Here is a 25,098-nt window from a genome sequence, read left to right on the forward strand (position 1 = left end):
AACCCACCCCGGGATGACCCGGGCCACCGCGAGGCATGGCGGATCGTTCCGCCTCGGAAGGCTCCCCTAGTGCCTCTGACGGGCGCGCTACTGATGGACGCAGACAGGGGGGCACCGAGCCATGACAGCCATCACCAAGATCGTCGCCCAGGTCGCCACCGCCGACGTGGAGTACGCCGGCACACAGTCCCGGGTCTATCTCGGCATCGCCGGAAGGGAGTTCCGCCTGGCCACGGGAGACGGGGACTTCGCCCGTGGCGCGAAGAAGGATTTCGTCTTCGGTGACGGCACCAACGTACTCAATCCCGAGCACAACGATCCCCGCCTCAGCCCGGTCCTGGAGACGGCCGACCTCGACCACCACCCCGTCTACCTGCGCATGGGAGAGGACGGTCACGAGCCGGCCTGGTGCCTGGACCACGTCCTCGTCACCGTCAACCCCGGGCCGGACGGCCGCGTCTACGACTGCCCTGCCCTCGAGGGCACCGGCCCCGAACACCGGACCTGGTTAGAGGAGATGCGCGGCACCGTCCTGCACCTGCGTCGCCGGGGCGCCTCCGCCCCTCAAGAGGCGACACCGGCTCCGGATCCAGAGCTGTCGTCGCAGCTGAAGCAGGAACTGGGCCGGCAGCTCGGTGAGCAACTGAAACAGGAGCTCGGCCAGCAGCTCGGTGAGCAACTGAGGCAGGAGCTCGGCCGACAACTCACTGAGCAGCTGAAACAGGAACTGAGCGAGAAGCTGAGGCGGGATACCGACGCGCCGGCGGTGCGGATCGTCCACGGCAGTGTCCGCGCCAACGGCACGGTGGAGGGCGACAACAGCGACTTCGTCGTCCAGCGGCTCACCCCGGGCATCTACACCATCCAGCTCCGCCAGCCCTTCACCACGACACCCACCGCCACCGCGACGATCGCCGGCCGCGCCTGGCGGCTGCTCGACAACGTCCACGTCGTCAAGGCCACCCCGCAGGAGGTCGAGTTCTGGACCGGCGACGACAGGGGCAACAAGGGCGACCGCGACTTCCACTTCCAGATCATCGAACGAACCCAGCAAAGGTCGGCGTGAGTGAGCCATGCCCCCCTGATCCGCACACGCCAACCCGAGCCCAGATGCCGGCGTCGTAGGCTGCTACGCATGCACAGCACCCTGACGGAGCATGCCCGGTGCCTCTACGGAGACGAGTACCGGCCCACGCCGGAGTGCGGGCTCGAACACCGGGAGCACTACTTCGTCGAGGAGCTGACGTTCGCCGACGCCGATGCGATCCTCGCCATGCTGCGTGAGCTCTGCCCGCATGTGGTGGACGGGCGCTTGCCGGTGTGGGTCCGGAATCTGGCGTATCGCTTGGTGCTCTTGCAGCGACCGGACGAGCCGGCACTGATGCGGGAGGCTGCGCGGAACCTGTGGATGCACGGCCCGGACTGGGACGGCATCGCCACCAGCTTGGAGGAGCGGGCGCGCGCTCTGGAAACAGGCTGACCCCGGATGCGGGGTGCGGCGCGGACCGCCTCACTGGTCCGGCGGAAGTTCTGGCTAAGGTGCGGCCATGTACCGCAGCCACGCCCGGCCCCGCCGGTCTGCGGCTCCCGTTCGCAAGGCGGAGAGCGGCTGGTTCGGGCCGTCGACGAGGCCGTCCCGGCAGGGCTCGCCGTCGACGGCGCAGAGCTGACGGAGATGTGCGTGTAGCGCCCTGTCGCTTCACCGGGTGACCGAGCCGAGTCCCCGCTGCGGAGATCACCCGTCTGGCTCCGCATGCGGGCCGGAGATCCGGCAAGGCGCATTCCGTGCTGGTCGCGGCCCTCCTCCTGGCCGTCCCCGGCCGAGGCGGTGCTGTGGTCGGTCCCCGAGCCGGCCACAGCACCGTGTCCTTGCTTCCGTCGGCAGGTGTCGGCCCCTGGGCGGTCCGGTCGGTCGCCCGGGCCGCCGTGGTCGTACCCCGCCATCAACCGATCGGATGATGCCGCTTCGAGCGCGATGGCCGATGTCCGGAAGTGCCCCGCGGCGGGACGCTTTTGCGCATGGCAATCATCCAAGTCAGCGGCCTGCGGAAGGCCTACGGGGGCAGGACGGCCGTCGACGGTGTGTCCTTCGACGTCGAGGAGGGGGAGGTCTTCGGGATCCTCGGCCCAAACGGCGCCGGCAAGACGACCACGGTCGAGTGCGTGGAAGGGCTGCGACGGCCGGACGGCGGGGTCGTCCGCGTCGCCGGCCACGACCCCGTGGCCGACCGTGACGCCCTCACCCGCATCCTCGGCGCGCAGCTCCAGGAGAGCGAGCTGCAGCCGAAGATCACCGTGCGGGAGGCGCTCGAACTGTACGCAGCCTGCTACCCGGACCCCGCCGACTGGCGTGCGCTGGCCGAGCGCCTGGGCCTCGCCGAGCAGCTGCGCACCCGCTTCGCGAAGCTGTCCGGCGGTCAGAAGCAGCGCCTGTTCATCGCGCTGGCCCTGATCGGCAGCCCCCGCGTCGTGGTGCTGGACGAACTGACCACCGGGCTCGACCCGCGCGCCCGGCGCGACACCTGGCAGCTCATCGAGGATGTGCGTGACAGCGGTGTCACCGTGCTGCTGGTCACGCATTTCATGGAGGAGGCGCAGCGCCTCTGCGACCGGATCGCCCTGATCGACCAGGGCCGGGTCACGGCACTCGACACCCCGGCCGGGCTGATCGGGCGGAGCACGCGGAGTACGACGGTCTCCTTCCGTCCCTCCGACCCGCTGGACACCCGCCTGTTGGCGGGTCTGCCCGCGGTCGCGGCCGTGACGGAGCAGGACGGCCGGATCGTGATCGACGGCACCGACGAGACCGTCGATGCCCTGCTCTCGCTGCTCGCCGGGCAGGGCGTCACCGCTCATCACCTCCGCATCACGGAGGCCACTCTGGACGACGCCTACCTCGACCTGACGGGACTGGACAGATGACCACCCTCACCGACACCCGCCCGGCCGCCGTCAAGGGCAGTGCCGCCGCCGTCCTCAGGTCCGAGGCGCGGCTGTTCCTGCGGGAGCCCGCCGCCCTGTTCTGGATCCTCGCCTTCCCCACGCTCCTGTTGTGCGTGCTGGGTGCCATCCCGTCCTTCCGGAAGCCCTCGGCCGATCTGGACGGCCTGCGGGTCGTCGACCTGTACGTCCCGATCGCCGTGCTGCTCGCCATGATCACGGCCGGGATCCAGTCCATGCCGCCGGTGCTGACCGGCTATCGCGAACGCGGCATCCTGCGCCGCATGTCGACCACCCCGGTGCGGCCGGGCGCCCTCGTCGGCGCGCAGATCGTGCTGCACGGCGCCGCCGTGGTGGTCTCCGCGGCGGTCGCCCTCGCGGTGGGCCGGATCGTGTTCGACGTGGCCCTGCCCCGCCATCTCGCCGGCTACCTGGTGGCGTTCGTGCTCGCGGCCCTCGCCGCCCTGGCACTCGGCGGCACGGTCTCGGCTGTGAGCCGTACGACCAAGATCACCCAGGCGGTAGGGTCGGCGGTGTTCTTTCCGGCGATGTTCACCTCCGGTGTCTGGCTGCCCGTCTCGGCCATGCCCGACGCCCTCCAGCGCATCGTGGACCTCACTCCTCTCGGTGCCGCCGCGCAGGCCCTGGACGCGGCCGCCGCGGGAGACTGGCCCGGCTGGGGCCACCTGGGGGTCACGGCGCTGTGGGCGGTGCTGCTGACGGCGGCGGCCGGACGCTGGTTCACATGGGAGTAGGGCAGGCATGACGACGACGGTCGAGGAGCGCTGGGCGCAGTTCTTCCGCTACGGCCCTTACGCCCTGCTGGGCCTCGCCATCCTGATCAGCGCCGCGGCCGCCGACGCGGTGATGACCCGCCGGGAGATGTACGTCGCCGCGGCGATGGTCGTCGCCGCACTGGCCCTCCAGGGGTGGTGGACCCGTGCCGTGCCACGGCTGCTGGCGACGGACGGCACACCGGACCGGTCCGCGGACCACGACGCCCCTCGCACGGAGCCCACCTGCGACACGGCGGACGTGGGCGTGCGCGTACTGCCCGAGCGCTCGACCGCCGGATACGTCTACTTCCTGCTCCGCACCGCTCTCGCTTTCGCGCTCACCTGGCTCAACCCGTTCTTCGCGATCTACGCCTGCCTCGGCTACTTCGAAGCGGGGCGTCTGCTGCCGCCACGCGCCGCCCGGGCCGGACTGGTGGTCACCGCCGTCACCATGGCCGGCTCCCAGTCCGGCGGCCTGCCGCCCGCCTCGGTGATGAACTGGGTGGCGTTCGGCGCACTGTTCCTCGTGAACACGGTGCTGGTCATCGTCATGAGCCACCTGGAGACCAAGGAGGCCGAGAAGGTCAAGGAGCGGGCCGAGACCATCGCCGCGCTGGAGAAGGCGCTCGCCGAGAACGCCGCCCTGCACGCCCAGCTCGTCGTCCAGGCACGTGAGGCGGGCGTGGCCGACGAGCGGCGCCGCCTCGCCGCCGAGATCCACGACACCATCGCCCAGGGCCTGACCGGCATCATCGCCCAGCTCCAGGTGGTGGCCTCCGCCACCGACCCGGACCTGGCCCGCGCCCACCTGGGCCGCGCGCAGGCGCTGGCCCGGCAGTCCCTGGGCGAGGCCCGGCGTTCCGTGCAGAACCTCTCCCCGGCCGCCTTGGAGCACGCCACCCTGCCCGAGGCACTGCGAAGGACCGTCGACGAGTGGTCCGAACGCACCGGTGTCACCGCCCGGTTCACCGTCACCGGCACCGAGGAGCCCCTGCACGAGGAGGTCGCGGCCACCCTGCTGCGGATCGCCCAGGAAGCCCTGACCAACGCGGCGAAGCACGCCGACGCGACCCGGGCGGGCGTCACCCTCTCCTACATGGGCGACGAGGTCACCCTGGACATACGTGACGACGGGCGCGGCTTCGATCCCGGCACCGTGCCGCCGCGCACCGGCACCAGGGGTTTCGGCCTGCACGGGATGCGCGCCCGCGCCGAACGCATCGCGGGCACCGTCGCCGTGGAGTCCGAGGCCGGCCAGGGCACCGCGATCAGCGCTCGCGTACCGTTGGTGCGCCATGACTGACCACACCATCACCCTGCTGATCGTCGACGACCACCCCGTCGTACGGGACGGTCTGCGCGGAATGTTCGCCACCGCCCCCGGCTTCGACGTCCTCGGTGAGGCCGCGGGCGGCGTGGAGGGCGTCGAACTCGCCCTGCGCCTCGACCCGGACGTCGTCCTCATGGACCTGCGCATGCCGGCCGGGAGCGGGGTGGAGGCCATCGCCGAACTCACCCGGCGCGGTGCCCGCGCCAAGGTCCTCGTCCTCACGACGTACGACACGGACTCCGACACGATCCCCGCGATCGAGGCCGGCGCGACCGGTTATCTGCTCAAGGACGCGCCCCGCGAGGAGCTGTTCGCGGCGGTCCGCGCCGCCGCCGAGGGGCGCGCCGTGCTGTCGCCCGCGGTCGCCTCCCGTCTCGTCTCCGCCGTCCGCCGCCCGGCCGCGCCCGTGGCCGACACGTTGTCGGCCCGCGAGCGCGAGGTACTGGAACTGGTCGCCAAGGGCACCCCCAACCGCGAGATAGCCCGCGAACTCTTCATCAGCGAGGCCACGGTCAAGACCCATCTCACCCACCTGTACGCCAAGTTGGGTGTGAAGGACCGGGCGGCCGCGGTGGCCGTGGGCTACGACCGGGGCGTCCTCGGCTGATCCGAGGCGGCTCGTGCGACGTGTCACCCCCGGTGAACCACGGCACGAGGTCGCTTCGGCGCCGGGCTCTACGACCTGGTGGCGTGGGTCAGTTCGCACCTCCCGTTCGTGCAGGACCGGCGCAGCCGCCCGGCCGAGACGGTCTCCACGAGGCCGATCGCCCAGCACATCGGGCAGCCGCGCAGCGCGATCAGGCCGACCGGGGCGAGCAGCAGGCTCACCGGCCCGGTGACCGGCAGCAGGGCCAGGGCCCCGGCGAGCGCGCCGAACCCGACGGCGCCGCGGGCCAGATGGCGCGGGACGGTGGCGCTGGCGAAACCGCCACGCGGCGACGCGTCGCGTGTGCCGGGGGTGTTGGGTGTGGAACGGGGCGTGGCGGGGTGTGTCGTCGTGGTCGGATCAGGTGTCATGGTCGGTTCCCCTTGTTCCGGCCGGTTCTTCGCGCAGTTCTTCGCGCAGTTCTTCGCGTACCGCCGAACGCGCCCGGTGCAGGCGGGACTTCATCGCGGCGGTGCTCAGCCCGAGCCGGTCGGCGACGGTGCGGCCGGGCAGGCCCTGGATGTCCCGCATGACCAGCACCTGCCGCTGGTCGTCGGGCAGGGCGGCGACGGCGGCCGCGACGCGTTCGGCTTCCAGGCGCAGCAGGACGTCCTCCTCGGCGGACGGCGCGGTGCCGCCGAACGCTTCGAGCGGGCCGGGCGTGCCGAGCGGGCCGGGCTGTTCGGCCGGTCGGCGGTGGAGCAGGGCGCGGGTGCGGCGCAGGCACTCGTTGCGGACGATGCGGAACATCCACGACGCCAGCGCCCCGGAGGCGCGCAGCATGCCGATCTTGCGGTAGAGGATGATCAGCGCTTCCTGCGCGGCGTCCTCCGCGTCCTGAGGTGTGGCGCACAGTGTGTGCGCGAACCGGTGCACATGCGGATAGGAGTCGTACACCAGCGCGGTGAGCGCCTCGACGTCGCCTCGTTGCGCCGCGGTGACCAGGGTCGCGCCGGGCCAGGAGTGGTCAGCCACGCTGACGCCTCCTGCGACGCAGCAGCGTGACGGTGCACGCGCACAGCAGCAGCGCGGCGGCCGCCACGGCGATGACGACGGCGGTCATGATGTCCTCCCGTTGGGGTGTGGGGCGGACGCGGTCGTCCGCACGCCTATGAGAGGCACGGTGGGCACGAAAGGATTCACCCCGGTTTCCGCGGGCCGGCACTCGCCCGACGGTCCGGCGATCACGCGGCCTCAGCGGGGCGTCGGCTGCGAGCGTTCCACGCGGTCCAGGTCGCCGGCGAGCAGGTCGCGGTGGCTGATGGTGAAGTCTCCGTTGGGCAGGGTCTGCCCTCGGCCGTAGTACCGGCCCACGACCTCGGCGGGGAGGAACGCGCGCAGGCTGTGGCGCATGCCGCCGGGGTAGTCGACGGGTGCGCCCCAGCCGGCAGGGGCCTGGTCGGTGGAGAGCAGGACCCAGTGGTCCACCGGCACGGCCGTGCCGAGATCCGGTGGCCCTCCGGTGTGGCTGTCCAGGGCCGGCACCGTCAGGCGGTCGGGGTCGAGGGGCGGGTACCACAGCAGCAGGGGCTTGGCCTGTCGCGCGTCGGCGTTGTCGAAGCAGCACAACGCGATGGTGTGGTCGGGGAAGTGGTCAGCGTAGAAGCGCAGGAGGTCCGGGTCGACGTTCGGGCGCCGGTGGGGCGGCACCTGCCACAGCGCGGCGGGAATCGCGGTGGGGTCGGCGGCGAGGAGCACCGTGTAGACGTCGTGGTCGAAGACCTGGACGGGCTGCGGTTCCGCACTCATCCACGCGATGTCGTCGGCTCCGGCGGCGACGGGTTCGACGGCGGCGACCATGCGCCGCAGGACGTCGCCGGCGCGTCCGGTGGGGAGGAAGTGCCTTGGAGTGAGCTGCCTGGTGGGCAGGTGCAGGAGCATGGCGTTCGGGCCGTCCGCCAGGTTGGCCGCGGTGTTCTGGTAGCCCAGCACGTGGATGAGACCGTGCACGGGGTGGTCCTGCCGTCCGCAGTACACGATCGTGCCGGAAAACGCGGCCTCACCTGTCGAGATGCACATGGCGGCAAAGTACCGCCCCTGTCGGGGGGGAGCCGAGGGGGTTCGCCTGCCGGGGACCGCCACCGGCGCTCCACAACACGCGGCAGCACGCGTCGTCCGGCTCCAGCGCTCGCGCGCCGGGAGGGCGATCCGCGTTCACGACGACCTGGTGGAGTCAATCACGCAGCCCGACCGCCGCTCTTGCCGCCGCCACGAATGCGGCGATCGCCGGATGACTGCCGCCGCCCGCGCGGAAGGCGACCTTCGAGCGGCGGAACAACGGCAGCTCGGTCAGCACCACGCCTGGGGGGCTTTGCGCAGTGGCCGTCTCCGGTACGAGTCCGGCCCCTTGCCCGGTGGCGGCCAGGGCCAGCACGGTGCGGAAATCGTTGACCTGATGGCGGATTCTCGGCTGGAAACCGGCAGCCTGGCAGGCGCGTACGGCCATCGCGTGACCGGTCGTGCCGTCCCGCGCGGTGATCCACGGGACCTCGGCGCAGGGTCCGAGCAGTTCCGCGAGGGTGCCGCCGCGGCTGGACGGCTTGGTCTCCGTGTCGGTGACGAGGTACATCGGCTCGTCCAGCAGGGGCACTTCGTCCACCGAGGGGTCCGGTGACGCGGGTACGAAGTCGTAGTCGTGGACGAGGGCGACGTCGAGTTCCCCGGCTCGCAGGCCGTCGGAGACGCGGGCGGAGTCGATCTCCTGCACCATCGGTTCCAGTGCGGGATGGCGTCGGGCCAGTTCGGCCAGCGCGGTCGGCACGATGGTGTGCCCGGCGGAGGGGAAGGTCCCGATGCGCAGCGGCCCGCCGATGCCCTCGCGCGTGCCGGCGAGCTCGGCGACCGCCAGCTCCAGGCGTTGCAGCACGGCGTCGGCGTGGGCGACGAGGGACCGGCCCGCCGGCGTGAGCATCACGCGCCGGCCGCTGCGTTCCAGCAAGGCCACGCCTGCCTCGCGTTCCAGCACGCCCAGTTGCTGGGAGACGGCGGAGGCGGTGAAGGTCAGCGCTTCGGCGACGGCCGCGATCGTGCCCCGCCGGTCCAGTTCGCGCAGCAGGTAGAGACGACGGACATCAAGCATAAGCTGAGCTTACGCATGGACGCAGAAATCAGAAATGGATCTACCGGGTCCGTGTGGGTCAGGGTTGGAGCATGAAGCCGAACCCGATCTTCGAAGGCCTGTACGTCCCCCTGGTGACCCCGTTCACCGACGACCTGAGCCTGGCCCCGGACGCGCTGGCCCGGCTCGCCGACGAGGCGCTGTCGGCCGGTGCCTCAGGGCTCGTCGCTCTCGGCACGACCGCCGAATCCGCCTCGTTGACCGCGGAGGAGAAGCAGACCGTGGTGCGCATCTACTCGGCCGCCTGCCGAGCACACGGCGCCCCGCTGATCGTGGGGGTCGGCACCAGTGACACCGCCACCGCCATCGAGTCGCTGCGCGAACTCGCGGCCACCGGGGTCGCCGCCGCGGCGCTGGTTCCCGCGCCGCCCTACGTCCGGCCCGGGGAAGCCGGGACACTCGCGCACTTCACCGCGCTGGCCGAGCACGGCGGCATGCCGCTGATCGTGTACGACATCCCCTACCGCACCGGGCAGACCCTCAGCGCCGGCACGATCGCCGCGCTCGGCCGCCTGCCGGGGATCGTCGGCATCAAGCACGCGACCGGCGGGATCGACGCGACCACCGTGGAGTTGCTCGACTCCCCCGCGCCCGGGTTCGCCGTGCTCGGCGGGGACGACGTCGTGCTCTCACCGCTCGTCGCGGCGGGCGCCCACGGTGGAATCGTCGCCTCGGCCAACGTCCGCACCGCCGACTACGCCGAACTGATCTCCCTGTGGCATCGAGGCTCCGCCGCACCCGCCCGCAGGCTCGGCGCCGAGCTGGCCCGCCTGTCCGCCGCACTCTTCGCCGAGCCGAACCCGACCGTGATCAAGGGTGTGCTGCACGCTCAGGGACGCATTCCCAGCCCGGCGGTCCGGCTGCCGTTGCTGGCCGCCGCACCCGGTTCGGTCCGCCGGGCGGCGCTCCTGGCCGACAGCCGTGAACGCGTCGGCGCCCCGGCGTGAGTGACATCCGAGCGAGGAGCACCGGCGACTGGGGTTGTCGTGGCGTGGCCCACGTCCAGGGGCTTGCCTGGCGTTCTTGGCCGCCGTACTGGCCGACGACGACGCTCAGTCCGCTTCCGCCAAGGGGAGCCAGACCTCGGAGAACGCGAGGCCGTGCTCGTGGGTCACTGCCCCGCACGGGCAGCCCAGCGTGATCAGGCGCCAGTCGCAGGTGACCGTCCACGGACCGGCCGTACCGCCGCACGCCGGGCAGCCGAAGGTCTCGGCCGTCCACACTCCGGGGGCGGGTCTGCCGTGGCGACGGAACCTGCCCGCGTACGAGACCTGCCAGGGAACGGCCTGGGGTGTGATTGAGACGGTCCCGGTCGGGCAGGGACCGGCCAGGGCGGTGAACAGGTCGATCAGCTCGGGGAGCAGGGCCTGGCCCGCTTCGGTCGGCGGCAGCGCCATGCCGTCCGGCAACGGGGGCTTGTGCGAGGTCCCGTATCTCGGGGCTGCCGCCGCGGCAGGTGGGTTCGGGTGGGTGTGCCAGGGCAGGAGGGCGCGAGCGACGGCCGCCAGCAGAGCAGCGGTTGGCGGGTTCACGGCTCCCGCGTCGAGGTGGTGCAGGGTGGTGCGCAGGATGCGTTGGAGCCGTCGGTCCCGGTCCGTGGCCGACGTCCGCGCCGTCGCGGCCCGCCGGGCCGGGAGCGGGGCGGTGAGGCGGGCCAGGACGGCCGCCGCCGCCTCGGCGTCCGATGCGGCGGGCCGCCATTCGCCGGTGGCCAGGAGCTGCCGGGCCCGCTGGGATTCCCTGGTGAGGGCACGTGTCAGCAGCGGACGGGCCCCGGGGGCTGCCATAGGCGTAGGGGTGCCCTGCCCACTCCTCATGGCGTCGCCCATCCCCTCCCCCTGTGCGTCCTGCCGGTGGAGATTCCACCACACGAACGGCCCAGGCCCGGCACCTGCCGCCAGGAGCTAGGGGGCGTCTCGTCGATCATGCCGGATCAGGGAGCGGCGTCTGGTGCCGTGCATCGCAAGGCGGAGGAGGGAGCCGATGCGATGGGGGTCCCCCCTGCTCGAGCGGAGCCGAGAGCTTGGGGGAATCGGGGACCGACGACAACGCGGCGAGGCGCGGTGCCAGGCGCCGCGAGCCCGGCATGATCGACGAGACACCCCCTAGGACAGTGGCCGGCCGTCAAGGCCCAACCGGCTGACGCCTCGGGGCGAGAACGTCATCGGGCCTATCCAGCCGTGGCGGACGAGGGCGACCTGGGACGGCAGCGGTGTCACAGGATCGAGGGCCCTCCCGCGTGACCAGTTCTGGAACAGTCCCTCGGTCGTCTCGACGGCGGACACCACCATGGTCACCTTCAGCTCCCCGTCGCTCCAGGTGTTCCACAGCGCCCAGCCATCGGGCCTCGGTTCGACGCCGAGGCGCGCGCACACCTCCTCGTACTCCTCCTCCACCCCGGCCGGCATGGCTCCGGGCTTCAGCACCGAGGCTCCGACCAGTCGGACCAGAGGCCGGTCCTCCTCCAGGCAGCCGTCGCCTTCGAAGTGGTAGTGGCGCAGGGCGCGAGCAAGTGCGTTCACACTGCGTCGGAGGGGTGTCGCGTCGTCCGGGTCCTCCCCGTACGAGAGCCACCCTTCGCTCGCTGCTTGCGCCTTGACGTGGTTGGCGAGGCGTTCGATCTCCCGGAGGTAGTCCAGATCGCTGAGTTTCGGGGAAGTCATGCCCCGAAGTCTCACACCAGGCCAGGCCGCACCGACACGCGAGCCGAGCGTTGCGGCCGGTGAGCGAGTTGATCTCTGTTTGGCCAAGACGCGGGGGTCCGCGCGGAGCGGGCGTGAGGATCGTCGGCATGGCGCTGCGACCTGTTCAGGTGAATATCAAGGCTCTGGATGCCCCTGCGGTCGGCCGGTTCTGGGCGGGGGCGCTCGGCTGGAATGCTTACAGCCCCGGCGTGACCACCTACGTCGGACCCGCGGGCGGCCTCGTATGGCCGGACCCGGTCGCCGTCTGCATCGACGTCGTCCCCGTCCCGGAAGCCAAGACGGCGACCAAGAACCGTTTGCACCTCGATCTCGCCACGGCCTCTGCGGCCCATCGGGCGGAGTTGATCGCGCGCGTGCGGGCTCTCGGCGCGACGCCCGCCGATGTGGGCCAGGGCGACGTGCCGTGGACGGTCCTCGCCGATCCGGAGGGCAACGAGTTCTGCGTCCTGGAACCTGGCGACATGTACCGGGACACCGGGCCGATCGCCCGGGTGGTGGTCGACTGCGCGGATCCACGCGCCATGGGCCGGTTCTGGGGCGAGGCGATCGACTGGGCCGTGTACGAGGTGACCGACGATCACGCGGTGCTGCGCTCCGCCAAGAGTGTCGGCCCCTACCTCGAATTTCTCCGTACGCCCGTCCTGAAGACCGTGCCGGACCGCGTCCATCTCGACCTGCTGCCCTACCCGGGTGACGACAAGGAGGCGGAGGTGGCCCGGCTGCGGGCCCTCGGCGCCACCGACCTCGACCTCGGCCAGGGCGACGTCCCGTGGACGGTGCTCGCCGACCCGGAGGGCCACGAGTTCTGCGTGCTCGCCCTGTCCTGACCGGGAGGCCTGGCGGCGCCCCGACACGTCGGACGTCGCCCGGCCGCTACCCCCGCGGTCGGCCCGTGAGCAGGTTGCCGGTCGTCGCGATGCCTTCGGTGACGGTCCGCTCGCCCAGGTTGCCGAAGCCGAGGGCGAGTTGGGCGGGTGCGTCGATGTGTGAGGCACGGCAGCCGGTCATGCCGTAGAGGCCGACCGGGCTTTCGCGGGCGGCGGTGATGACGTGGTGCTCGTCGGTACCGGCGGGCAGGTGGGCGACGGCGTGGAAGCCGGCCGCGAGGCCGGTGACCGTCACTCCCCCCGGCCTGGCGCGACCGCTGCACCGGCGAGGGGAAGCGCCGTGGCAGGTGAGTGTGAGCGCCAGGGCCCGGCAGGCGGCGCCCCAGTCCCGTAACGGGGCGGCCGTTCAGAGGTGGAGTTGCCGTTCCATCCAGTCCGCCGCGGCCCGGCGGAACAGTCGCCGGTTCTCCGCGCGGAGGAAGTCGTGGCCCTCGTCGCGCAGGGTCAGGAGTTCCGCGCGCACGCCCCGTTCGCGGGCGGCTCGTACGAACTGCTCGGACTCCCCCGGCGGCACGTTGGTGTCGTGTTCGCCGTGCACGGCGAGCAGCGGGACGCGCAGGGCGTCGATGCGGTTCATCGGTGACAGGGCGCGCAGCAGGTCCCGGTCGCGCTCCGGGTGGCCGTACTTGTGCGCCGCCGACTCCGCGATCCAGGGCTCCGTACCGGCGAAGAAGGTCAGGAAGTCCGACATGCCGCAGACGGCGACCCCGGTGCGGAACAGGTCCGGGTGCCACACCAGGGAGGCGAACGTCAGATAGCCGCCGTACGAGCGCCCCATGACGGCGAGCCGTGTCGGATCGGCGGGGCCCGCCGTGACCGCGTGGGCCGCGCAGTCCGCGACGTCCTCGATCGCCGCGAAACGGCCCGCGCCCAGGTCGGCGTCGACGAAGGAACGGCCGTGTCCCAGGGAGCCGCGGACGTCGGGGGCGAAGATGTCCAGGCCCCGCCCGACCAGCTCGTGGTAGAGCGGGTGGAACACAGGGCGCTCCTGTTCCTCGGGGCCGCCGTGCAGGTGGATGACACAGGGTGCCGGTTCGTCGGGGGCGCGGCCCGGAGCCCTGTAGTACCAGCCGCTCAGCGGCAGGCCGTCCCGGGCGGTGAGGCGCAGCGGGACGGGGCGCACCGGCGGGCGGCCCGGCGGGACGGCGTCCTCGTCCTGGGAGGACCAGGGAGTGCGGAGCAGGGACACGCCTTCGGGGGCCCACCAGATTCCCGGCCGGCGCTGTGACCCGGACAGCGCGAGCAGCAGGCGCCCGGTGCCGGCGGCCGTCACGCGTGTGACGACTTCGTGGGGCAGGGGAAGGGGCCGTGCGGGGCCCGTGCGGTCGGGGGCCTGCCCGGTCGGGAAGGTCTCGACGAGTTCCAGCTCGCTCGCGCCCTGCACGTTCCACGCCAGGGCGGCCGTGCGGCCGTCCTGGGCCAGCGCCAGCAGTTCGAGGTCGGTGTTCTCGCGTTCCGCCGCGACGGACACGCCGTGGGGCATGCCGTCGGCGTCCAGGGCGACCGCGAACAGCGCCGCGTACTCGCGGTCGGCGTTGCTGCGCAGCCACAGTGTCCGCCCGTCGGGGGAGAACCGGCCGATCCACGGGTCGCCGTCGGCGACCGGCATGGCGAAGGTGGTCGCCGAGTCGGCGGTGCGCCGGACGACGGCTTCCCGCCGTCCGCGCGGTCCCCTGCGCAGCAGGACGAGACCGCCGTCGTGGCTGAGGTCGCAGGCTCGCAGGGAGGCGGCGTGTGTCTCGGTGGTGAGCAGGACGGGGGACGCCAGGCCGTCGGGGTCGATGAGGTAGACCGACAGGCCTCCGTCTGGGCGGGCCGCCGGTCCGGCCGCCGCTGTCGCGGTCGCGGGTGGTCCGCCCGGCTCGGGCACCGGTGCCGCGTCGTACGCGGCGGGGCCGAGGAGCGTCGCGTGCCCGTCGCGCTCCGCCCAGCCGGCGGGCAGACGGGTGTCGGCAAGCCGGCCGTCGGCGGGGCCGAGGGCCACCGGGGCGTACCCGGCGCTGCCCCCGTACCCGGCGCTCCCTCCATACCCGGCGCCGCCCCCGTACCCGACGTTGCCCGCGTGCCCCGCGGTGGCCGGTGCGGCGACGGTGACGGCGACGGACGAGCTGTCGTGCGCCCAGCACCCCAGGTAGGCGGAACTCGCCGGATCGGCCCCGGCCAGGATGCGGCGGCCGGTGCCGTCGGGGCGTACGCACAGCACCCGTGAGTGCTCCCCGCCGCCGGGCGCGGTGGTGTACGCGATCCAGCGGCCGTCCGGCGACCAGGACACCTCTTTGACGGGATCGGGTGAGGAGTCGAGCAGCCGCACCTCGTCGCTGCCGACGGGCCCGGCCCACAGCTGGGGAACTCCGCTGCGGTCGCAGATGAACGCCGTCTCGGCGCCGTCGGCGTCGGCGGAGGGGTACCAGCAGCCGTGGGCACGCAGCCGGGTGACGGCGTCTCGCGGGCCGCCCGCCTCGGGCAGCGCCACCGGCGCCGGTGCGGCCGCGCCGGCGGCACCGAGCGCGTCCCCCGTGCGGCTGTCCGTGCGCTGCGCGGGGGCCGTACCGACGGTCCGCAGAGGGGTGACGACAGGCGACGGGCCGTGCACCGTCGCGCGCGTGCCCCGGTCGTCGGTCACTTGATTCCGTGGGTCTGCAGCCATATCTCCAGCAAAGCCATCTGCCACAGGGCGTTCGCGCCTCGCCTGGTGCGGTGCTCGTCGGGGGCGGCGAGGAGCTCGGCCACGTACGGTTCCTGGAACAGTCCGCGTCGCTTCGCCTCGGGTGCCTCCAGTGCCTCGCGCACCCGGGCCAGGACGGGGCCGGCCATGTGCCGGACGGCCGGCACCGGGAAGTAGCCCTTGGGCCGGTCGACGACCTCCAAGGGGAGGAGCTTGCGGCCCGCCTCCTTCAGCACGCCCTTGCCGCCGTCGGCCAGTTTGAGTTCCGGCGGGCAGGCCGCCGCCAGCTCCACGAGTTCGTGGTCGAGGAAGGGCACCCGGGCCTCCAGGCCCCAGGCCATGGTCATGTTGTCGACGCGCTTGACGGGGTCGTCGACGAGCATGACGTGCGTGTCCAGCCGAAGCGCCGCGTCCAGCGCGGTGTCCGCCCCCGGTACCGCCATGTGATCGCGGACGAAGCGTCCCGAGACGTCGTCCGACGTCAGCAGGTCCGGCTGCAGGATGCGGGCGAGGTCGGCGTGCGGACGGTCGAAGTACGTCTCGGCGTAGCGTTCCGCCGCGCCCTCGCGGGAGACGTCCGCCAGCCGTGGGTACCAGTGGTAGCCGGCGAAGATCTCGTCGGCGCCCTGTCCGCTCTGTACGACCTTCACCTCCTTGGACACCTGCTCGGACAGCAGGTGGAAGGCGACCACGTCGTGGCTGATCATCGGCTCGCTCATCGCCGCGACGGCCGCGTCCAGGGCGCTGGAGACCCGGGTGGAGGGGATCATCAGCCGGCGGTGATCGGTGTCGAACTCGCGGGCCACCAGGTCGGAGTACTGGAACTCGTCGCCCTTCTCGCCGCCCTCCGCCTCGAACCCGACGCTGAACGTCATCAGGTCCCGCTGTCCCTCGTCGGCGAGCAGCGCGACGATGAGGCTGGAGTCGAGGCCGCCGGAGAGCAGGACACCGACCGGTACGTCGGACACCATGCGGCGGCGCACGGCCGTGCGCAGGGCGTCCAGCACCGCGTCGCGCCATTCGTCCGCGCCGATGTCGGCGTACTCGGGCCGGCGGGTGTACGACGGCTGCCAGTAGCGGTGGTCCCGGTGGGTGCCGTCCGGTTCGACGACCCGCACGGTGGCCGGGGGCAGCTTGCGCACCCCGTTGAGGACGGTGCGCGGCGCGGCGACCGTGGCGTGCCAGCTCAGGTACTGGTGGAGGGCGACCGGGTCGAGTGAGGTGTCCACGTCTCCGGCGGCGAGGAGGGCCGGCAGCGTGGACGCGAACCGCAGCCGGTCCGGTGTGCGCGCCAGGTACAGGGGCTTGATCCCGAGCCGGTCCCGGGCGAGGACGACTCGACCGGTCCGGTGCTCGGCGATCGCGAAGGCGAACATGCCGCGGAAGTGGTCGACGCAGTCGGTTCCCCACTCCAGGTAGGCGTTGAGCACCACCTCGGTGTCCGACGTGGACTGGAAGCGGTGGCCGAGGCTCCGCAGCTCTTCCCGCAGCTCCGGGTAGTTGTACACGCAGCCGTTGAAGACGCCGGTGACCTCCCCGCGGGCGTCCGTCATCGGCTGGGCTCCCCGGTCCGACAGGTCGATGATCTTCAGTCGCCGGTGTCCCAGCGCGACCGCGCCCCGCGTCCAGGCGCCCTGCCCGTCGGGTCCGCGGGCGGCAAGCTGATCGGCCATGCGTTCGACGGCGGCGAGGTCGGGCCGCCGGCCGTCGAAGCGGATCTCCCCGCTCAGACCGCACATGACGCCTCACCCCCCTCACGCGCTCCGGGCTCGACGTGCCGGGACGGGAGTGCCGGCGCGCGTCCTCGAACGAGGTCCTGGGTGGTGCCGCGAGACATTGACAAAACCTTTCTGCACTGGGACAGGACATATGTCGGACGGTGGTGACCGCGGTGCCGCGCAGGCGGCCGCACCCCGGTCGACGCGATGCGCCGGCGTTGCGGTACCCGCGATCGGCCGCATCACATCCACCCCATGTCAGGGGCCCATGACTTTCCGCGCCCCACGGCCGGCGGACGAGCGCGATCCCCCGGGGACGACGGCCGGGGTGAGTCCGCGGCCCGGCGCCGCCGTCCTGCGCTGGGCGCGTTCGCCGCGGGTCTCGGCGATCAGCATGTCGACACAGCCCAGCAGGTCCTCCCGCTGGGCGGCCCGGCGCATCCGCCGGGCCGCGCTTCCGTCGGCGAGCGCCATCTCCGTCAGCGCCCGCACGGTCTCCCAGTCCCCGTGGGCCTCCAGCGCGCGCCGCAGCCGGAAGAGCAGTTTCCGTACGACCTGGCGCGCGGGTGCCTCCCGGTGGGTCTCGGGATCCACGAGTGTGCCTTCGAGCCCCGAGCGGGCGGCGCGCCACGACGCGCCCCGCAGCCACTCGTGCCGGCCCCCGCAGCGCGGGGCACCGCGCACGCGAAGCCGTTCCCCGGCCTCGGTCACGAGGGCGCGGAAGAGTCCGGCGACGAGCACGACGGTCTCCACGCGCGGGCAGGCATCGCAGATGCGCAGTTCCAGCGTGGGCAGGTGGTCGGAGGGGCGGACGTCGTAGTAGATCATCCCCGGGTCGCTGATGATCCCGGCCCGCACGAAGTCGTCCACCGCCGCGTCGTACTCGTCCGCGCCGGAGAAGCAGCCGGCCGGCCCCGCGGTGGGCCAGCGCTGCCACAGCAGGGAGCGCCAGCTGGCGTACCCCGTGTCGGTGCCCTGCCAGAACGGCGAGCTGGCCGAGATCGCCAGGAGCACCGGCAGCCAGGGCGAGATCTCGCACATGGCGCGCACCGCGGTGTCGCGGTCGGGCACGTCCACGTGGACCTGGGCACCGCAGATGAGCTGCTCGTCGGCGACCCGGCGGTACTCCTCGGTCATGTGGCGGTAGCGCGCGTCGGCGGTGGGGGCGGCCGAGACCCCGGGGGCCAGCGGGGCCGTACCGGCGGCGACCACGGCCAGCCCCAGCGAGGAGGCGGCCGCGTCCAGCCTCCGTCTGGCGCCGGTGAGGTCCGCGTACAGGCTGTGCAGGGACGCGTGCACTCCGCTGTTCGATTCCACCGTGGACTGGTGCAGCTCGGTTGTGAAAGCCCGCTGGGGCAGCCGTCGCAGGATCGCGTCGGCGCGGGGTACGAGCACTCCGCTCTCGACCTCCAGGACGTGGAACTCTTCCTCCACCCCGATACGAACGGTCACGGTCACTCCAAACGATCCGGAGCGCCTGCCCCGAGGGGACCCGGACTGCACGGATGCGGCGCTGTGGTGTGCTCAGAGTTCCCAGACCGCGGACACGTAAGCCCCCGCACCGCGTGACCTGGCACGTCGGGGCGGGGGCGGAGCGGCGGGCGGGGCTTTACTGCGCGGCGTTCTCCCGGGGCGCACTTCCAGGACGCCTACGAGACGGCGCGGGTCCTGTCGGGAAAACGGGTGTTCGCCGTCCTCGTCCAGCTCGCCGAGGGACCGCGCTACCACAACGACCTGGCCCGCTCGACGGGCATGGCGGAGAACAAGCCCCTGGACCGGACCCTGCACCGCCTGGTCCACACGCGCATGGTCGACCGCACGGTCCACGACGTCGGCGGTTCCGCGCCCCGGGTGCGCTGCCGGCTGACCCGGCGCGGCTGCTCCGTACTCCCGATCATCGACGAACTGGCCGGGTGGCGGCGGGCGACCGGGATGCCCGAGCACTGAACGGCGCCGTCGCCGGCCGGCTCGTCACCAGGCCGTCGCAGGCCACGCCGGTTCCGTGGACGAAAGGGGGCGGCCCGCACCGGTCCGTGCGGGCCGCCCCCTTCGCGTGTCGCGGTGGGCTCAGCGGGCGGTGCCGAAGTCCTGTGTCCAGTAGTTGCCGGGCTGGGCGAGGCCGACGCCGATCTCCTTGAACTCGCACTTCAGGATGTTGGCCTTGTGGCCCGGGCTGGACATCCAGCCGGCCATGACCTTCTCCGGGGTGGAGTAGCCGTAGGCGACGTTCTCGCCGTAGGTGCTCCAGTTGTAACCGGCGCGCGTGATCCGGTCGCCCGGGGAGGACCCGTCGGAACCGGTGTGCGACATGTTCTGGTGGGCCGCCATGTCCGCACTGTGCGCCTGCGCGGCCTTGGTCAGGGTCGCGTTCACCTTCAGCGGCGAGCAACCGGCCTTGGCGCGCTCGGCGTTGACGAGTTCCACGACCTGGGCGACGGCCCCGGACGCCGTGGGGGCGGCCTGCGGGGCGCTCGGCGTGGAGGGGGTCGCCGAGGCGGGGGGCTTCGGGGTGCTGGGAGCGGTGGTGGTCTTGGGGGCGCTGGGCGCGGTCGCCTCGGGCTTCGGCGCGGCGGGCGCCGGAGTGCTCGCCGAGGGGGTCGCGGTCTGCGACGGTGCCGTGCTGGGCTCGCTGTCCTTGCGGTGGCCCTTCCAGCGGTCGTGCCGGTCCTCGTCCTTCCACCACGCGTCGTCGGCGTCGTCCCACCGGTCGCCGGCCGCGGTCTGCGCGGCGTTGCGGAGCTGGTCTCCTTCGCTGTTCTCCCAGTCGCCGCACGCCATGGCCACCGACGGAACGGCCACAGTGCTCACGGCGAGGGCGGCGATGGCTATTCGCCGGTTGATCCTCTTCTTACGATGCTTGCCCATGCGAGACCTCACTCGGTATTCGCGGAGCGCCCCTGGTACGGCTTGCTCTGCGCAGACTCCGCTCCTGAGCTGCGGAGACGTCCTGCGGACCGCCATTCTTAGGAGGCTCGCGTCGGCAGGGCAAAGGGCCTCTCGTACTACCTCGCCTCGTAGTGCCGACCACCCTTGCCAGGCGCGTGGCGGTGTGCTGGGGCGGCGTTCACGGGCACGCCGCTTTTCCGGCGCCCCGTCAGAAACCTTGCAGTAGCGAACAACGAGCGAAGATGCCGGGTGCGTGTCGCGTCCGTCCGATCTGATGCGAACTACGTCGGCATCAAATCGGACAAGTCTCATATGTCGCTACGGCGGCATCTACTATCCGGCAGGGTCATTACCTGGAGCTCTTGTGACGGATGTCACGGAACCATTTCCTCCGCTTCCGGATCGGGGGCCTGGGGCGGCTGCAGCCCGCCCGGCCGACCCGGTCCGGCTCTTCGAGGCCTCAGCTCACGGTGTGCCCGCGGCCATGACCGCGACCAGTACGGCGCTGTCGCCGAACTGCCAGACCGGCGCGACATGACTGAAGCCCGCGCGGCGCAGCAGCTCGGCGTGGCGGCGCACCGTCACGCGTTCGTCGCCACCGGTCGCCCCATGGGCCGGCCGACGCCGTTCGCGCTCGTCGAAGAGGTCGGCGAGTTCCGGGTCCCGGGATGCGGCGTCCCACCAGGACCGCCAGTCCTCCCGGGGGTGGCCGCCGGTGCGCTGCGCCCGGCGGCGGCCCACATGGGCGGTGAGGTCCGCGCACGGTGCCGCGTCCGGCGGGAAGTGGTCGCCGTTGACGAGGACGCCGCCGGGGCGGAGCAGGGACGCGAGGCCGCGGTACGTGCGCAGCAGGGCCGGCTCGGGCAGGTAGTGCAGGGCGGTCGTCGAGACGGCGGCGTCCAGGGGGCGCTCCAGCGCGAGGGCGTCGGTCCAGCCCTCCTCCCCGATGACGGTGTCGACGAAGCGTGCGGCGTCGGCGTAGTGGGTGCGCCCCAGTTCGAGCAACAGGGGGTCCATGTCGGCGGCGACGATCTCGGCGTCCGGGAAGCGCGTGGCGAGCCTGGCGGCCAGGGAGCCGGGGCCGCACCCCAGGTCGAGCAGGAGCGGCCGGGCGCGGCCGGCCGTGGTGTGCTCGACGACGTCCGCGATCACGGTGAACCGCTCCTCGCGGTCCACCGCGTACCGCTCCTGCTGGCGTTCCCAGCGCTCCACCCACGCCCTGGCCGTCGCCATGCTCACGCCCATCGCCTGCGCCACCTCATCCGTCTCTCGTGCGTTCGTGGGGCTCAGACGAATCTACAGGTGGAAACGGTTATCAGTTGCCCTTCAGGTCAAGGAGGCGAGGACGGTCAGCAGGCGATCGATCTCCTCCACCGTGTTGTACACATGCAAACTCACTCGTACCGACCCGGCCCGTTCGTCGGCGCCGGCCTGGCAGAGGCTGTCGGCCCGCACCATGAAGCCGTGGCTGAAGAGGATGAAGCCCAGGTCGTCGGAGGGGATGTCGTGGTGCCGGAAGGTGACGATGCCCTGCCTGCGCTGCGACTCCGGGAGCGTTGAACCGGCCGCCAGGCCGGCCTGACAGCCGAGGATCTCGTACGGGCCGAGGTGCCGCAGCCGGTCGGTCAGCCGGGTGGTGAGAGCGGCCGTCCAGCGCGCGATCCGCTCCGGTCCGGCCGCGTCGAGCCAGTCGAGCGCGGCCCGGAGGGACACGATGCCCACCGTGTTGGGCGTGCCCTGCCAGCCTCCGGGCCGGAACTCGGGCCCCCGCGCGTTGCGCGCCCAGACCGCGCCCGAGCCGGGCAGGGCCATCGCCTTGTGCCCGGAGAAGACCACGAAGTCGACGTCCAGCGACGGATCGTCGAGGCGGACGGGCAGGTGGCCGACGCTCTGCGCCGCGTCCAGGCAGATCGGCACGTCCGGGCCGACCGCTGCGCGGATGCGGTGCACGTTCATGTCGCCGCCGTAGACGTGGTGGACGTGGGTCGCGGCCACGAAGCGCGTCCGGGGACCGACGGCCTCACCGAGGGCCCGGTGGTCGTAGTCGCCGGAGGCCGCCTGGTACGGCATCGCGCGCACGCGGACGCCGATGCCGCGTTCGGCGAGCAGCCGCCGGGCCTCCAGCCAGGGGTCCAGATTGGCCCGGTGGTCGGCGTACGGCACGAGGATCTCGTCCCCGTCGTCCAGGTACGGGACGAGCCAGTCGCGGGCGACGGTGCGCAGGCCCTCGGTGGTGCCGCTGGTGAAGTGGACGCCGGAGCGGTCCGGCCGGGGATCGCGAAGGAACTCCTTGACCCGTTCCCGGGTCGATTCCACCAGCTCCGTGGTCCGGTTGGCCCAGGGGTAGGTCCCCCGGCCCGCGTTGGCGTTGGACGTCGTGAGATAGGTCTGGACGGCGTCCAGTACGGCGCGCGGCTTCTGGGACGTCGCCGCACTGTCGAGGTACGCCAGTTCGGGATGGGCTTCGACGATCGGGAACTGCTCCCTCAGCTCCCGCTGCCAGAGCAGGTCCTTGTCCCCGTCCGTCCCGGGCAGCGGCTGCGCGGCGCTCACTCGCGCACCAGCGGTGCGCCCGCGTCCCGCCAGGCGACGATCCCGCCGGCCAGGCTGCGGACGTCGGGGTGGCCCATCCGGGTCAGCGCAGCGGCGTACCGCAGCGACTTCTCTCCGACGGGGCAGGCGAGCAGCACGGGGGTGTGCTTGCTGAAGGGCAGTCCGCCGCGGAGCAGTTCTTCGAACAGTTCGTCGACGATGTTGACCGAGCCCTGGATGTGCAGGGCGGCGTAGGCGTGCGGGCTGCGCAGGTCGACGACGAGCGGCCGCGGTTCGCCCGCCTCGATCCAGCGCCGGGCGTCGACGGTGTCCACGGCGCGGGCCTCGGCGCGGATCTCGGCGTCGGTGAGGTGGGAGGGCGCGTGGCCCCGGCTCGCCCGGCCCAGCAGTTCCGGGCGGCGCTGACGCACGTAACTCAGATAGCTCTCGGCGCGGTCGCACACGATGAAGACCGCCGTGCGGCGCTGCCCGGTGCCCTGCAACTCCGCGTCGGGCCCGCGAAGATGCCGGACGGCCCCCTGGTAGGCGGCGCCTCCGGTCGGTCCCGACAGCAGTCCGCAGCGCCGGATGAGGGTGATCATGCCGTCGATGGCCTCGTCGGAGGTCACCGACTCGATGGTGTCGTACGTCGCCGGGTCGAACAGGCCGACCTGGTGGACCTCGTCGATCGTGCGGATACCGGGGATGAAGTCGGACTTGTGGGAGACCAGGCCGAGGACCCGCACCTCGGGATCGTGTTCGCGCAGGACCCGGGCGACGCCGGTCGACGAACCGGCGGTGCCGACGCAGGCGACGAACCAGTCGGGCACCCGCCCGTCGAGGTCCTTGACGATCTCGGGGCCGGTGCCCATGGCGTGCGCCTCGACGTTGCGCGGGTTGAAGTACTGGTCGGTGTGCAGATAGGTGCTGTCCGGGTCGGAGAGCGCCTGGTGGAAGTGGGTCAGCGGGTCGTCGGTGTCGGTCGGGTCGAGGCATTCGCTGCGCCCGGGAAGTTCCTCGATCTCGGCGCCGAGCAGCAGGAGCAGTTCCTTGATCTCGGGGACGCGCATACGGTTGGTGACGCTCTTGAATTTCAGTCCGTGCAGCCCTGCCATCAGGGCTAGGGCCTTGGCGGTGTTGCCGCTGGACAGTTCCACGACCGTCCCGTCGGTGCCGGCGGCGGCCTCCAGGTGGGGCCGGGCCATGTGCCAGGCGGGCCGGTCCTTCACGGACCCGAACGGGTTGAGCATCTCCAGCTTGGCGTAGAGGTCGATGTTGCGCAGCCCGTGCACGGCGGGGTCGATACGCACCAGAGGTGTGTTGCCGATGGCCTCCGTGATGCTGTCGTACCTCATGCGGGTGTTCCCCCCAAGGGTGTGATCGGCCAGTAGTCCTCGTCCAGGCACCAGCGCCAGGTCGTGCCCTCCTGTTCCACCGCGACCGTTCGCGCGACCGGCTGCCGCTGCGCGTGGTGGGCGTGGAAGTCCATGGCGTATCCGGCGGTGTTGACGAAAGCCAGCAGGTCTCCCGCGCGCGGCAGCTGTGGGAGGTGGACCAGGCGTCGCGTGATGAGGTCGCCTTCCAGGCAGAGATTCCCGGCGAGGAAGACGCCGGCCGGTGCCTCGTCGCGCGTGTCCGGCGCTCCGCGCGGCAGCAGCACGGGGTCCACGAGGACGCCGTGTTCCTCGAGGCTCATGTCGCCCGCGTTCATGCCGAGACGCACCAGGTGCTGCCCGGGTTCCGTGCCCGCGGGCCGTACGTCGAGCACGCGCGCCAGCGTCAGCCCGCACTGGTCGACCAGGGAGCGGCCAGGTTCGATGTGGAGGTCGTGGAGGTGTTCGAGGAGGAGGTTCGCCGTGGGCCGGCCCAGGACCGGTGCGGGCGTCGACAGCAGTTCGTCGAGGTAGCCGGGGCCGGCGGTCGGACGGTGGGCGGGGTACAGCGCGGCGGCTCCGCGTACCGTGCCGCCCTCGTTGCGCAGCCCGTAGCCGTGGCCGCGCCACGTCAGAGGCGGGCGCCGGCCCAGCACCGCCTCGCTCAGGGCGGTGGTCCAGCGCTCCCACTCCCCCGCGTCGTCGACGTACCCGACGCCGAATCCGCCGCCGATGTCTACGGCACGCGGCGCGAGGCCGCGCGCCCGGCACTCGTCCATGAACAGCACGCACTGTTCGAGCGCCCGCGTCTTCTCCTCCACGCCGGTGGTGTCCAGGTGGTAGGCGACACCGGTCAAGTCCACGGCGTCCGTGTGCTGTTCGAGAGCGGACAGCATCGTCCGCGCCTCGTGCACGGGGGTGCCGAAGCGGCTGCGCCGGGAGAGCATCCGGGTGCCCGCTCCCCCGAGGCCGGCGGCCGACTCGAATCCGGACAGGCGGACCAGTACGTCGACGCGGCCGAGACCGTGGGTGCGCACCAGGCCGGCGAGCCGTTCCAGCTCGCCGGGCGAGTCCAGGTTCACCGTCGCGCCCACCCGCGCCGCCAGCCACAGGAACTCGGCGTCCTTGGGGCCGGTGGCCATGATCCGGTCCCCGGTGAAGCCGCAGCTCAGCGCGTGCCGCAGTTCCTCCAGGGAGGCGACGTCGACGCCGACGGAGGCGACGTCCTCCGCCGCCAGTCTGCGCAGCAGGGCACTGGACCGGTTCGCCTTGTGCGCGAAGTACACGCGTCCGGCGAGGCGGTGACGGCGGTAGACGGCGCGGAAGCGCGCGGTGTTCTCGGCGGCGGCCTCGGGGAGCAGCACGTTGAGCGGCGATCCCAGCGCGTCGACGAGCGAGTGCAGGAACGGCTGTGCCTCCAGCAGTGAGGCGAGCGGCGGACCCGCCCTCGGCCTCAGATACAAGGGCGCGTCCACGTAAGGGCCCCTCCCGGCGTCGACCGACCATCGTTGCGACAATCGTT

Annotated in this window: 24 protein-coding genes; 9 read left to right on the plus strand and 15 right to left on the minus strand. The window is 72.3% G+C overall.

The window, feature by feature from the left end; all coding sequences use genetic code 11:
* Window positions 1-121 precede the first annotated feature (121 nt).
* The 6 genes from AMK31_RS40945 to AMK31_RS07840 all read left to right on the plus strand — a co-directional run bounded on the left by AMK31_RS40945 (window position 122) and on the right by AMK31_RS07840 (window position 5,653).
* Window positions 122-1,066, plus strand: coding sequence for a hypothetical protein (locus tag AMK31_RS40945; protein ID WP_073939659.1), 945 nt, complete (start codon window positions 122-124; stop codon window positions 1,064-1,066).
* A gap of 69 nt (window positions 1,067-1,135) precedes the next feature.
* Window positions 1,136-1,480 (plus strand): hypothetical protein, encoded by a 345-nt coding sequence (locus AMK31_RS07820; protein ID WP_073939660.1) that lies wholly within the window; start codon window positions 1,136-1,138, stop codon window positions 1,478-1,480.
* Between the two features lie 539 nt (window positions 1,481-2,019).
* Window positions 2,020-2,922, plus strand: coding sequence for an ABC transporter ATP-binding protein (locus tag AMK31_RS07825; RefSeq protein ID WP_073939661.1), 903 nt, complete (start codon window positions 2,020-2,022; stop codon window positions 2,920-2,922).
* Window positions 2,919-3,695 (plus strand): ABC transporter permease, encoded by a 777-nt coding sequence (locus tag AMK31_RS07830; RefSeq protein ID WP_073939662.1) that lies wholly within the window; start codon window positions 2,919-2,921, stop codon window positions 3,693-3,695. The genes AMK31_RS07825 and AMK31_RS07830 overlap by 4 nt, the downstream gene beginning before the upstream one ends.
* Window positions 3,696-3,702: 7 nt before the next feature.
* Window positions 3,703-5,019, plus strand: coding sequence for a sensor histidine kinase (locus AMK31_RS07835; RefSeq protein WP_073939663.1), 1,317 nt, complete (start codon window positions 3,703-3,705; stop codon window positions 5,017-5,019).
* The gene (locus AMK31_RS07840) at window positions 5,012-5,653 is read left to right on the plus strand and encodes a response regulator (protein ID WP_073939664.1); all 642 of its coding nucleotides are present in this window, start codon (window positions 5,012-5,014) and stop codon (window positions 5,651-5,653) included. Before AMK31_RS07835 ends, AMK31_RS07840 begins: the two co-directional genes overlap by 8 nt.
* 68 nt (window positions 5,654-5,721) lie before the next feature.
* On the opposite strand, the gene AMK31_RS41400 is transcribed toward AMK31_RS07840, so the two are convergent.
* From AMK31_RS41400 to AMK31_RS07860, 4 genes are all read right to left on the minus strand, one after another.
* On the minus strand, window positions 5,722-6,063 hold the full coding sequence (locus AMK31_RS41400; RefSeq protein WP_241842576.1) for a hypothetical protein: 342 nt from the start codon (window positions 6,061-6,063) through the stop codon (window positions 5,722-5,724).
* Entirely contained in the window at window positions 6,053-6,667 is a 615-nt protein-coding gene (locus AMK31_RS07850) for an RNA polymerase sigma factor (RefSeq protein ID WP_073939665.1), read from the minus strand. Before AMK31_RS07850 ends, AMK31_RS41400 begins: the two co-directional genes overlap by 11 nt.
* Window positions 6,668-6,886: 219 nt before the next feature.
* A complete protein-coding gene (locus tag AMK31_RS07855) occupies window positions 6,887-7,711 on the minus strand; it encodes a hypothetical protein (protein ID WP_073939666.1) in 825 nt (274 codons plus the stop codon).
* Between the two features lie 154 nt (window positions 7,712-7,865).
* Window positions 7,866-8,771, minus strand: a complete 906-nt coding sequence (locus tag AMK31_RS07860; RefSeq protein WP_073939667.1) for a LysR family transcriptional regulator — start codon at window positions 8,769-8,771, stop codon at window positions 7,866-7,868.
* A gap of 71 nt (window positions 8,772-8,842) precedes the next feature.
* On the opposite strand from AMK31_RS07860, the gene dapA reads away from it, so the two are divergent.
* On the plus strand, window positions 8,843-9,757 hold the full coding sequence (dapA, locus tag AMK31_RS07865; protein WP_073939668.1) for a 4-hydroxy-tetrahydrodipicolinate synthase: 915 nt from the start codon (window positions 8,843-8,845) through the stop codon (window positions 9,755-9,757).
* A 105-nt stretch (window positions 9,758-9,862) separates the two neighbouring features.
* Here the strand turns inward: dapA and AMK31_RS07870 are convergent, their stop codons facing one another.
* Window positions 9,863-10,597 (minus strand): hypothetical protein, encoded by a 735-nt coding sequence (locus AMK31_RS07870; protein ID WP_107468550.1) that lies wholly within the window; start codon window positions 10,595-10,597, stop codon window positions 9,863-9,865.
* A 318-nt stretch (window positions 10,598-10,915) separates the two neighbouring features.
* A complete protein-coding gene (locus AMK31_RS07875; RefSeq protein ID WP_073939669.1) occupies window positions 10,916-11,473 on the minus strand; it encodes a hypothetical protein in 558 nt (185 codons plus the stop codon).
* A gap of 128 nt (window positions 11,474-11,601) precedes the next feature.
* Here AMK31_RS07875 and AMK31_RS07880 point away from each other — a divergent pair, with 128 nt between their 5' ends.
* Window positions 11,602-12,342 carry a VOC family protein gene (locus AMK31_RS07880; RefSeq protein WP_073939670.1) on the plus strand — a complete coding sequence of 247 codons (741 nt, stop codon included), beginning with the start codon at window positions 11,602-11,604 and terminating at the stop codon, window positions 12,340-12,342.
* 46 nt (window positions 12,343-12,388) lie between these two features.
* Here AMK31_RS07880 and AMK31_RS07885 read toward each other — a convergent pair whose 3' ends face one another.
* The 4 genes from AMK31_RS07885 to AMK31_RS07900 form a co-directional block, all read right to left on the minus strand.
* The gene (locus AMK31_RS07885; protein ID WP_073939671.1) at window positions 12,389-12,637 is read right to left on the minus strand and encodes a hypothetical protein; all 249 of its coding nucleotides are present in this window, start codon (window positions 12,635-12,637) and stop codon (window positions 12,389-12,391) included.
* 111 nt (window positions 12,638-12,748) lie between these two features.
* Window positions 12,749-15,025, minus strand: a complete 2,277-nt coding sequence (locus tag AMK31_RS07890; RefSeq protein WP_073939672.1) for a S9 family peptidase — start codon at window positions 15,023-15,025, stop codon at window positions 12,749-12,751.
* Window positions 15,022-16,806 (minus strand): N-acetylglutaminylglutamine amidotransferase, encoded by a 1,785-nt coding sequence (locus AMK31_RS07895; protein WP_073939673.1) that lies wholly within the window; start codon window positions 16,804-16,806, stop codon window positions 15,022-15,024. The genes AMK31_RS07890 and AMK31_RS07895 overlap by 4 nt, the downstream gene beginning before the upstream one ends.
* A gap of 237 nt (window positions 16,807-17,043) precedes the next feature.
* Window positions 17,044-18,237, minus strand: a complete 1,194-nt coding sequence (locus AMK31_RS07900) for a carboxylate-amine ligase (protein WP_073940107.1) — start codon at window positions 18,235-18,237, stop codon at window positions 17,044-17,046.
* 216 nt (window positions 18,238-18,453) lie between these two features.
* Between AMK31_RS07900 and AMK31_RS07905 the strand changes: the two genes are divergently transcribed.
* Window positions 18,454-18,732, plus strand: a complete 279-nt coding sequence (locus AMK31_RS07905) for a winged helix-turn-helix transcriptional regulator (RefSeq protein WP_079186758.1) — start codon at window positions 18,454-18,456, stop codon at window positions 18,730-18,732.
* 120 nt (window positions 18,733-18,852) lie between these two features.
* On the opposite strand, the gene AMK31_RS07910 is transcribed toward AMK31_RS07905, so the two are convergent.
* The 5 genes from AMK31_RS07910 to AMK31_RS07930 form a co-directional block, all read right to left on the minus strand.
* Window positions 18,853-19,650 (minus strand): CAP domain-containing protein, encoded by a 798-nt coding sequence (locus tag AMK31_RS07910; protein WP_073939674.1) that lies wholly within the window; start codon window positions 19,648-19,650, stop codon window positions 18,853-18,855.
* A gap of 486 nt (window positions 19,651-20,136) precedes the next feature.
* Window positions 20,137-20,916 (minus strand): class I SAM-dependent methyltransferase, encoded by a 780-nt coding sequence (locus tag AMK31_RS07915; RefSeq protein WP_073939675.1) that lies wholly within the window; start codon window positions 20,914-20,916, stop codon window positions 20,137-20,139.
* 81 nt (window positions 20,917-20,997) lie between these two features.
* Window positions 20,998-22,224 carry an aminotransferase class V-fold PLP-dependent enzyme gene (locus AMK31_RS07920; protein ID WP_079186759.1) on the minus strand — a complete coding sequence of 409 codons (1,227 nt, stop codon included), beginning with the start codon at window positions 22,222-22,224 and terminating at the stop codon, window positions 20,998-21,000.
* Complete coding sequence (locus AMK31_RS07925; RefSeq protein WP_073939676.1) at window positions 22,221-23,558, minus strand: pyridoxal-phosphate dependent enzyme; 1,338 nt, start codon at window positions 23,556-23,558, stop codon at window positions 22,221-22,223. Before AMK31_RS07925 ends, AMK31_RS07920 begins: the two co-directional genes overlap by 4 nt.
* On the minus strand, window positions 23,555-25,051 hold the full coding sequence (locus tag AMK31_RS07930) for a Y4yA family PLP-dependent enzyme (RefSeq protein WP_073939677.1): 1,497 nt from the start codon (window positions 25,049-25,051) through the stop codon (window positions 23,555-23,557). Before AMK31_RS07930 ends, AMK31_RS07925 begins: the two co-directional genes overlap by 4 nt.
* Window positions 25,052-25,098 lie beyond the last annotated feature (47 nt).

It is taken from the genome of Streptomyces sp. TSRI0107 (assembly GCF_001905845.1).
GTDB lineage: Bacteria > Actinomycetota > Actinomycetes > Streptomycetales > Streptomycetaceae > Streptomyces.